Raw genomic sequence first — 9,895 nt, 5'->3', positions numbered from 1 at the left:
GCCACAAGTTTACGTAGTTAACCGTCCTCAGTTGGGAACTGATGGGGCATTAATCTCAGGCGAGAACGTGTTTGTTAAAGGGGATGAACTTAATAGTAATGGCTTAATTAAAGCCAAAAATGACATACTATTAGATGGGCATAATGTCACCAATAAAGGCACTATTTATGGTGGTAGAGTATCTATCAATGCGGAAAACGACATCACCAATTACGGCAAATTAGTGGGGGATAAACTAGTTTATTTGTCGGCAGATAATGATATCAACCTATTATCAAGTACACGCACACAGACTCGGGGGCGAAATTTAACTACCAATATAGACCAAACAAGTATTATTCAGGTAAATGATGGCAATGTTGTGATTGATGCGGGTCATGATATCAATACTAAAGCGGGATGGATTATTAATAATGGTGAAAGCGGTAATACTTGGTTACAAGCCGGCAACGATATTAAATTTAATACCGCAGATATTGAAGAGAAATTAGATTTTAGGGTCAAAAAAGACTACCGAAAAACGGATGAAAAAAGTGTGGTTGGCACGGGCATAAGTGCCGCTAATAATGTTATGCTTATTGCTGGTAATGACATTAACGCCAAAACGGTTGATATTACTGCGGGCAACCATCTTGGGTTACAGGCCGATAATGACATTATATTAGGCTCATCGGCTGAACATTTTGAATTAGATGAATTTCACAAAAGTAAAAGTAAAGGGTTTTTAAATAAAACAACCACTACAACGCACACAGAAATAGATAACACCACGCAAAAAGGCAGTGAGCTGTATGGTGATAGCGTGAGTATCAGTGCGGGTAATAATCTCAAAGTCACGGGCAGCCAAGTGATTGGTAGCAATGATGTGGTGCTGAATGCCGGCAAGGAAGTGACCATTGATGCGGCAGAAGAGTCATATTACCGAAAACAAGAAACCAAAACTAAAAAATCGGGACTAATGAGCAGTGGGGGTATTGGGTTTACCGTTGGTAAAGAAAAAGAGTCCTTAAAACAGACAAATACCGAACAAGCCTTTTTGGGCAGTGTGGTGGGTAGCACAGATGGCAGTGTTAATATCCGAGCGGGTAAAGACGTGAACATCAAAGGCAGCGAAGTCATTGCGCAGCGTGATATCAAACTGCAAGGTGAAAACGTCAACATTGAAGCACTAGATGCCAAAACGACGTATAAAGAAGAGTATAAACACCAAAAATCAGGGCTTACTGTGGCGGTAACGGGTACGGTCAGTGATATGTACAACGCTAATCAAACCCGAGAGCAAGCCAAAAAACAGACTAACGAAAAAACCAAAGCGTTAATGAATATCAAAGCGGGGCTACAAGCGGGTAATGCGGCGTTAGAGACAGGTGCGAATTTACAAAATGGGGTACCTGAGGCGTCGATTGGAATTAACCTTAGCTTGGGTAGTGAAAAAACCAAGCGCACGGTAAACCAAGAGCAACATACGGTAGTGAGTAGTGGTATATCAGCGGGTCATAATGTCAGTATTATAGCCACGGGCAATGGACAAAAAGAGAGCGGCGATATTAATATCATCGGCAGTCAGGTGTCAGCAGGACATGATGCGATGCTCAAAGCCAACCATGATGTTAACATCGTAGGTCAAGAAAACACGAGCAAAACTGACACGAAAGAAAAGAGCAGCAGTGGCTCGGTGGGTGTGGGTTATAACTTTGGTGGACAAAAAAATGGCTTTAATATCTCAGCCAATGCGAGCCATAGTAAATCTCGAGAAAAAGGCAATGGTACCGACTGGACAGAAAGCGTGGTTGAAGCGGGTAATAAGCTCACAATCATAACGGGGAACGATGCTAACATTATTGCAGGACAAGTTAAAGGTGATAGCGTGGTTGCCGATATTGGTCATGACCTGAATATCGAATCAAAACAAGACAGCGATGAGTTTCATTCTAAAAGTACTTCTGCCTCGGCAGGGGGTAGTATCTCAATGGGCGGAGGTGGTAGTGCCAATGCATCAGCGAGTAAAACTAAAATGGACAGCAACTGGCAAAGTGTTACTGACCAATCGGGTATTTTTGCCGGTAAAGGTGGCTTTGACATTAAGGTAGGCAACAACACCGACCTAAAAGGGGCGGTCATCTCCTCAGAAGCGAAAGATACCAGTAAAAACCGCCTTGATACCGGCACAATAAGCTTTAGTGATATCGAAAACAAAGCGGACTACAAAGTCAGTAGCAGCAGTGCTGGCATTAGTTCCAGTGGCATGCCATCGATGCCAACCAGTCGTAATAAGTCAGAGAAGGCAAACTCGACGACGCAATCTGCGGTATCAGAAGGCACGATTATAATTCGCAACAAGGACGGACAACAACAGGATATTGATGATTTAAGCCGAGATACTGAGCAGGCGAATAACGAACTGAAACACATCTTTAACAAAGAAAAAGAGCAAGACATCATAGACCAAACACACTTAGTGAGTGAGATTGGCGGTGAAACCTTAACCATGCTCAATCATATCGACCGCATAAGCGCAGAATCTGCAGCGAACAAAAAGCTAAAAGAAGAGCAAAAAAAAGCGAAAGAGCAAGGCCTCGTTTTAACCGACGAGCAGGAACAGAAAATCTATGAAAAGGCCTACAACGATGCGATGAACGAAGGGATGTCAGCGATGGGCAGTGACACCCGTCAAGGCGTTGAAATGGCGGTTAACATTATTAATGGGCTAATCACGGGCGACATGACAGGGGCTGTTGCGGGGGCATTAGCACCGAAGATAGCCACCATAATCAAACAACAGACAGAAGGAAACACCGTCGCCAACACAATTAGCCATGCTATACTGGGCGCAGTAGTTGCTGAGCTACAAGGCAACTCAGCCTTAGCGGGAGGTTTAGGGGCAGCAGCGAGTGAACGTAGTGCTGAAGTCATAGCGGGCATTTTATATCCGGATAAAGCAGTAACAGAGTTATCGCAAGAAGAGCGACAAAAAATCAGCGCACTATCCCAACTAGCTACAGGCCTTGCCATCGCAGCATCTGGTGGAGATATCCAAGATGTGAATACGGGGATTGCTGCGAGTAAGAATGCAGTTGAGAATAACTTCGCAGCAGTTGTAGTTAGAGCTGGAGGGATGATTTGCGTAAGAATTTCGGTTTGCGCAAACTATGTTGCTGGAACAGGTTTAGCTGCATTATTAGGTATATCTGTGGTTAATAGCCTTAGTGAGAATGATAAAACTAATGCTATTAATGCGATTAGAAGTGGTGATTCATTTGCTATAGCTAGTTTGACTGAAGAACAAATAGATTTTCTAAATAAAAATAAAAATGATTTTCTTATCGCTGATTTTGCAGACAGAATACCGCTAATTCATGGGCAAGAAAGTAATTCAAGTACTTCACAAAACAACGGCGTTGATGGCTCTTCAGACAGTAATAATATTGCTGGCTCTGGAAGTGTTGTCGCTGGAGGAGCCCCAGGATTACCGCCTGATGATGACGGAGATAATGATAAGCGACAAAATGAAAATAGCCAAAAATATCAAAAACAAAAACAACAAGAGCGATTTGACGAATTAAAAGATATCTACGATAAAAATAACCCTACCACAGATTTAAAAATTGATGGGCAAACTATTCGGCAAGGTGCTAATGGAAATCGTTACTCCACTCGAATTTACGAAAGCCAAAATTTGACCGATAAACAAATATATAATTATGCGGAGGAACTAGCTGGACAGCCATTAACCAAAGTTAGAGATGGTATTTATACAGCACGATTACAAGATGGTACAAATATTACATTAAGAAATGTATCGAGCTCTAATACAGGTGCTCGTTGGACTATTGATATAAGAAATAGCCCAACTTTAACAAATTTATATAGAGGGTTGAGAACTGGAGCAGAAATTAAATTTAGGTAGGAAAAAATATGATAAATGAAAATGATTATAAAAATATTATTGATTGGTCAGAACTAAGAACTTTTAGTGGATTATGGAATTGTATTGCCCCTGATATGTTCCCTTCTCTAAAATCTAATGAAGAAAAATTTCCATTTCAAGAGAGAAAAGAACTCTTTTTTTATTTTGTGAAAAGATTATTAAAAGAAGGTCGACTTAAATTAGCAAAAAATGGTCAGTTATTAGGAGGCTCAATCGATGAACAAGTCAAACTGTTTTATGATGCTTTTCCAAAAACAGAAGACGACATGTTTGATAAACAAAAACTGATGGATGATTATTGGTTTTTTGATGAGTCTTGTCCAGCAGAAGCGGTGTGGGTTAATGAAGATGGTTCGTTAGAGTGGACTTAGTTTGCTGAGTTGTTTAAGCTTCTTGTAAATTTTGGGCATTAAATAGTTAAGGGTGATAGTTAATTTGTTAACCTGACATACCTTATAAAACTTTTATTTATTTGGTGGCAGTTAACACTGTCACCAAGTCCTCTAATAATAACTGAAGAATAATAGTTTTAAATTGATTTTTACACATAGTGCACTTGTTTTTGCCTATTCAAAATACAAAATAACACGCCAATCTACCGTTTTACTCACAAAAATTGGTCAGAAAAGGTATTGATTTTATTTTATTTTTTATTTTAAGAATGATAGCTAAGAATAACATGAACTCTTTTACAACATCATCGACCTAAAAGGTGTAAATACCCCAAACTTAGTACACAACTCACGTAGAAAATCATGCTGCTTGTTTTAGTGTTTTATACTCAATCGGTGTCATGTTATTTAATGCCTCATGCGGTCTTTCGGTGTTATAAACCGTTAACCATTCTTTAGTTATTCTCCTTGCTTGAGCTAAGTTGTTAAAAAGATATAAATCGAGTACTTCAGTACGATAGGTACGATTAAATCGTTCAATATAGCCATTTTGATAAGGGCTACCGGGCTGGATATAATCAATGGTTATACCATGTAATTTAGCCCAGTTGGTAAAGGTTTTTCCTGTAAATTCTGGTCCATTATCGACCCGTATTTTTAATGGATACCCATGATATTCGTCCAGTTTATCTAAGTAACGGGTAATCCTTCCTGCTGATAAGCTTACTACAATATCAATCCCTAACGCCTCACGATTAAAGTCATCGATGACATTGAATGTTCTAAAGCGACGTTGATTACGGCTACTGTCACTCATAAAATCCATTGACCAACATTCACCTTGTTTATTGGGGACTAATAACCTTTCTGGGCATCGTGGAGGAATGCGTTTTTTACGCTTTACCCTGAGATTAAGCTTTAATTCACAATACACCCGATATACCCGTTTATGATTCCAACGATATCCCAGTTTTCTGATTCGATTAAAACACTTAGGAAAGCCCCAACGTAAATGCCGGTCTGTGATAGCATTCAACACCGAAATAATCACGAATCATCCTGTAACTTAGCTTGATAATAGTAAGCACAACGGCTTAAGCCAACAATGGCACAACTCATAGCAATAGTAACCGAATGATTTTTTTGTAGTTGCTGTGCTCACGTTTTACGTGCCCCAGTTGGCACTAAAGCTTTTTTATGATTTCTTCCTGAAGCTGGGATTTTAAGCTCAGTTCGGCAAACATCTGCTTAAGCTTGCGGTTTTCAGCCTCCAGCTCCTTTAAGCGTTTAATATCCGACGTTTCCATACCGCCCTATTTTTCCCTCCATTTATAGAAAGTTGAATTACCCATGTCCTATTTACGGCACAGCTCTTTAACAGGAATACCCGCTTGAGCTTCTTTTAAAATAGCTACGATTTGATGTTCAGTCATTTTTTTCATCATTAAATCCTCTTTACTTTTATCATAGAGAATTTTCTACTTTTTTGCTGTACTATTTTAGGGGATAGTTACAATAGCAGAATCAGTTACAAGTAAAGCGATTGAAGCAAATCAATCTAAAATAGATGCTTATCTAGCTGGAAACCAAAAAGGTTATTTAGAAATTGAATATAAATCATCATCACCAATAGGAATTAGTGTCTCGAAAGGACAAACAAATGTAAGTAAAGTGTCAAATGCTAGAATAATTATAGCTAGAGATTCTTCAATGCCTAATGGTTATAGAATTGTTACGGGGTATCCTACACCATGATAATAGCAACAGAAAAATATCCTGCATTATCTTATTATTTGAGATGTTATTTAAATCAAGATTTTGAAGAGATCTTTGGAAGTGCTGATAAAGCTTTAGATGCTTACAGGAAAACAGAAACAATTAATGAACAAAATGAGATTATTAAAGAAATTCGATCATTGTTAGAATCTTCTTATAGCGAGAAAGAACTACAAAAGATTATATTAGATGACATTGATTGTAATTATTTTTATCCAAATGAATGGTCATCTTGTCGAAATTGGTTGTTAAATATGCTTTTAAAATTAAAAAATTCATGATACCAATTTAGACGCGAAAACGACGTATCAAGAAGAGTATGAGCGCAAAAATCAAGGTTAACTGTGGCGGTTACTGGCACGGCGAGTGATATTTACAAAGCCAACCAACCCCGAGAGCAAGCGAAATTTGATAAAGAAAAAGAACAAACCCGACAAGAAATTGTCACCAACTTAAAAGACTTAGGCGCCCAGATTAAAGACCTAAAAGATGCCATGGATAAACAGAATAACAATGGCAATGAAAACAAAATGGGCAGTGACTTTAATAAAGGGGTTGATTCAGCCATTGCCATTGTGACAGGCATGATGACAGGTGACATCGCCGGCGGTTTAGCGGGCGCCCGCCCCATGGTTGGCTAAACAAATCAAAATACAGGCGGGCGATAATGAAGCCGCCCGCTTAATTGCCCACACCATATTGGGTGTAGCTGTTGCTGAACTACAAGGCAACTCAGCCTTAGCGGGAGGTTTAGGGGCAGCAGCGAGTGAACGTAGTGCTGAAGTCATAGCGGGCATTTTATATCCGGATAAAGCAATAACAGAGTTATCGCAAGAAGAGCGACAAAAAATCAGCGCACTATCCCAACTAGCTACAGGCCTTGCCATCGCAGCATCTGGTGGAGATATCCAAGATGTGAATACGGGGATTGCTGCGGGGAAAAATGCGGTTGAGAATAATCGATTACTTACCCCAACAGAGAAGAAACGTATTGATGAGCTTGTTAAAGGAAACGAACAGGAAAATTTATTATATCGTGCAGCAGCTTGTGCATTAATTCATTGCTCAGCTGGATTAGCCGATGATGACCCAGATAAAGCAGTGTATTTAGCATTAGAAGAGCTGGGTAATAGTTCTGAGCTAGAATCCTATAGAGAACAATTAAAAGGTCAAACAACTGAAATTGAATTACCAACTTATCTTACAGGAGGAAGCAAAGAATCTTATAAAAAATTGAAGAGTTATTTGAATACACAACAGGAAATAAGATTTCAGATACAATAACATATTATGATAGTGAATACAGTATAAGTACTTGAGCAGGAGGTGTCCTTCAGGTTGGGGTTGCTGCCGTAGATGGAATGGCAGCAGTCGCATTATCACCAGCTTGTAGCTCAGTGGTGGGATGTCTACCAAGTGCATACCTAACATGGTCAATGGCTGATAATGGCGTAACGGGATTAATGGTAATTTATAATGGCGAAACTTATCATACGCAAACAGCCGCAGGCCTTTCTAAGATATTAGGTGTGTCAGCATCAGATGCTGAATTGTTATTTTCACTCTCAACAGGTGGCGTTACCGCAAAAGGTTTGAGCGATTTAGCTTGGAAGTCTAGAGCTACAGGACAGAAGTTATCAGAAAAGGAACTAGAAACAATAAAACGTCAGATTGATCGTGAAAGCAAATTAACAGTAGATCCGCATGCAGGAAAAGTAAAGTTAGCAGAAGGTGCTGCTGCAATTGAATTAGAAAAATTGTTAGGTGGAAAAGTTGAACGTATTAAAAATAAGGATAGTTTAGCTGACTTCATTTTTACAAGTGGTCCAAATAAAGGTAAAACTGTTGATTTTATGTTTACGAAATCTAACGGAACAGAAAAACAAATCAATGCTATAAATAAGTTTTTTAATAATAATTGGGGTAGAAATATTGAAAAATTACATGAACATTTAGATAAAGCAGATATAGTCCCGTTAGATTTTAGGAAACTGACGTCTGATAATCAAACACGTCTTGGAAATTACATTAAGACGTTACCAGAACATCAACGATCTAAAATTCATATTATGAGGTAATATATGGCGGGTATATTTTATTTTGGAAAAGAAGTTGGATGCGTTGGATATAACTCAACGTTTATGTCTGTTATTGGCGAATATGTTCGTCCCTATATAATGCAACTGGGAAATAACATAGCAGAAAAGGTTTATTTTAGTTATGATCTCTATGATAGTGATTTAAATTTTTCCGAGTTAACCCCAGAACAATATATGCAATGCTATAAACAGTTCGTAAAAGCTATAGAGTTTGATTTGGAAAAGATAGATGATTTTTATAATCACTATCCCAAAGAACTTGTTTATAAAGCTTGGTTTAATGAAATTAAACCTGCGATGCAACGTTCTCCGTTATATCGACCTTAAAATATATTCCTCCTATATATGTGGTACATTTGATTGTTAAGGGTGACAGTTAATTCTGTCACCAAATCTCAAGTAAATAAAACGGTATAGACTCCTGAATTATTTTTACAAAACGAAGTTGTAACTATCTTCCTATTTAAAGGCAATGCCAACTTTAGCCGAGAGCGAGAAAATGCGGACGGTAGTGCTTGGACAGAAAGCGTGGTTGATGCCAAAAACAAGCTCACCATCAAAACCGGCAACGACACTAACATCATAGGCGGCCAATTAAAAGGCAACACGGTCAACATGGATGTGGGTAACAACTAAAAGCGGAAGAGCAAGGCCTCGTTTTAACCGGCGAGCAGGAACAGAAAATCTATGAAAAGACCTACAACAATGCGATGAACGAAGGGATGTCAGCGATGGGTAGTGACACCCGTCAAGGCGTTGAAATGGCGGTTAACATTATGCTGCAATAGTTGGTGGTGGGGTAAGTGGTGCAGTTAGCATTGGTGGTCAATACTATTTTAACGAAGATGGTAGTATTAGCTGGGTGAATGCGGGCATCTCAACAGCAACGGGCACTATTACTGGAGGTCTTGGCTCTGGACTTTGGGGAACAATAGGTTGGAATGCAGCAGGTGGTGTATTATCAAGCGAGTTAAATGGTGAAAACCCTTTTATAGGAGTAGCAATAAGCGCAAGTTCATCAGCTATAGGTTATGGAACAGGAAAACTTGTAGAAAAGTGGTTTCAACCAATTTTTAACCCAGCTGCAAATAAATATATTCATGAGGCAAATAAAGGTTTTTGGGGAATAACTGGGCATTATACTGAAAGTTCTGTTCCAGCAATAGTAGGTAGTACTACTGACTCAGTATTTGGTAATGCGACAGGGAATTATATTAAAAAACAATTTGAGAAAAACGATAATGGAAAAAAACAATGATGGGAAAAAATAGAAAATATTTAGCATTGTTATTTTGTGAAATTGTAATTCCGCTCATGTTTTTTTTTATTGCTATTATAATGGAATTGGTTGGGTCAATAATTCTGTTTATTATGTATGGTATAGATTTTAAATATGGCATTGATGATATATATCTGGCTTGTAAAGCAGCATATTTTGGGTTTCCTATAGGAGTTGTATTTTGGTATGCAAAATGCCGGTGTTATGGCGTTAAGATTTTTGGTAAATAACATATCCCAGCTTAAATGCTGGGATTTTTTTACTAAACGGGTGATATCACGGGTGGCTTAGTGGGCGCACGCTATAGCTAGCCGAACTATAAGGTAACGCAGGATTAGCTTGTGGTGCTAACCTGTAAATAGTACAGCAAAAAAGTGGAAATTTCTTTATGATGAAAGTAAAAGGGGATTTAATGCTGAAA

The 9,895-nt window shown here is 38.7% G+C and carries 11 protein-coding genes and 1 pseudogene; 11 read left to right on the top strand and 1 reads right to left on the bottom strand.

All coding sequences use genetic code 11. The features are described 5' to 3' along the window. Both A9G30_RS02735 and A9G30_RS02730 read left to right on the top strand, forming a co-directional pair. On the top strand, positions 1-3,907 hold a 3,907-nt coding region (locus tag A9G30_RS02735; protein WP_176700827.1), incomplete at its 5' end, for a hemagglutinin repeat-containing protein. Positions 3,908-3,915: 8 nt separating this feature from the next. Further along, positions 3,916-4,299, top strand: coding sequence for a DUF596 domain-containing protein (locus A9G30_RS02730; RefSeq protein WP_065587967.1), 384 nt, complete (start codon positions 3,916-3,918; stop codon positions 4,297-4,299). A 382-nt stretch (positions 4,300-4,681) separates the two neighbouring features. Here the strand turns inward: A9G30_RS02730 and A9G30_RS02725 are convergent. Next, positions 4,682-5,762 (bottom strand): annotated as a pseudogene (locus A9G30_RS02725) (IS3 family transposase). A 64-nt stretch (positions 5,763-5,826) separates the two neighbouring features. On the opposite strand from A9G30_RS02725, the gene A9G30_RS13545 reads away from it, so the two are divergent. The 9 genes from A9G30_RS13545 to A9G30_RS02685 all read left to right on the top strand — a co-directional run bounded on the left by A9G30_RS13545 (position 5,827) and on the right by A9G30_RS02685 (position 9,704). Then, entirely contained in the window at positions 5,827-6,075 is a 249-nt protein-coding gene (locus tag A9G30_RS13545; RefSeq protein ID WP_176700673.1) for an RNase A-like domain-containing protein, read from the top strand. Continuing rightward, positions 6,072-6,377 carry a contact-dependent growth inhibition system immunity protein gene (locus A9G30_RS02715; protein ID WP_176700668.1) on the top strand — a complete coding sequence of 102 codons (306 nt, stop codon included), beginning with the start codon at positions 6,072-6,074 and terminating at the stop codon, positions 6,375-6,377. The genes A9G30_RS13545 and A9G30_RS02715 overlap by 4 nt, the downstream gene beginning before the upstream one ends. A gap of 63 nt (positions 6,378-6,440) precedes the next feature. Then, positions 6,441-6,737, top strand: coding sequence for a hypothetical protein (locus A9G30_RS02710; RefSeq protein ID WP_065587966.1), 297 nt, complete (start codon positions 6,441-6,443; stop codon positions 6,735-6,737). Further along, positions 6,730-7,380: a VENN motif pre-toxin domain-containing protein gene (locus A9G30_RS02705; protein ID WP_065587965.1), complete on the top strand. Its 651-nt coding sequence runs from the start codon at positions 6,730-6,732 to the stop codon at positions 7,378-7,380. Before A9G30_RS02710 ends, A9G30_RS02705 begins: the two co-directional genes overlap by 8 nt. Before the next feature lie 77 nt (positions 7,381-7,457). Then, positions 7,458-8,174, top strand: a complete 717-nt coding sequence (locus tag A9G30_RS02700; protein WP_065587964.1) for a PilZ domain-containing protein — start codon at positions 7,458-7,460, stop codon at positions 8,172-8,174. A 3-nt stretch (positions 8,175-8,177) separates the two neighbouring features. Then, positions 8,178-8,522: a hypothetical protein gene (locus tag A9G30_RS02695; protein ID WP_065587963.1), complete on the top strand. Its 345-nt coding sequence runs from the start codon at positions 8,178-8,180 to the stop codon at positions 8,520-8,522. Between the two features lie 126 nt (positions 8,523-8,648). Further along, entirely contained in the window at positions 8,649-8,831 is a 183-nt protein-coding gene (locus tag A9G30_RS12300) for a hemagglutinin repeat-containing protein (protein ID WP_081295583.1), read from the top strand. A gap of 226 nt (positions 8,832-9,057) precedes the next feature. Continuing rightward, positions 9,058-9,453 (top strand): hypothetical protein, encoded by a 396-nt coding sequence (locus A9G30_RS02690; RefSeq protein ID WP_065587962.1) that lies wholly within the window; start codon positions 9,058-9,060, stop codon positions 9,451-9,453. Continuing rightward, a complete protein-coding gene (locus A9G30_RS02685; protein WP_065587961.1) occupies positions 9,450-9,704 on the top strand; it encodes a hypothetical protein in 255 nt (84 codons plus the stop codon). The genes A9G30_RS02690 and A9G30_RS02685 overlap by 4 nt, the downstream gene beginning before the upstream one ends. The last annotated feature ends 191 nt before the right edge of the window (positions 9,705-9,895 follow it).

It is taken from the genome of Gilliamella sp. Fer4-1 (assembly GCF_001690515.1).
Lineage (GTDB): Bacteria > Pseudomonadota > Gammaproteobacteria > Enterobacterales > Orbaceae > Gilliamella > Gilliamella apicola_C.
The sequence above is the reverse complement of the archived record's forward strand: the minus strand, read 5'-3'. Positions and strand labels throughout refer to the sequence as shown.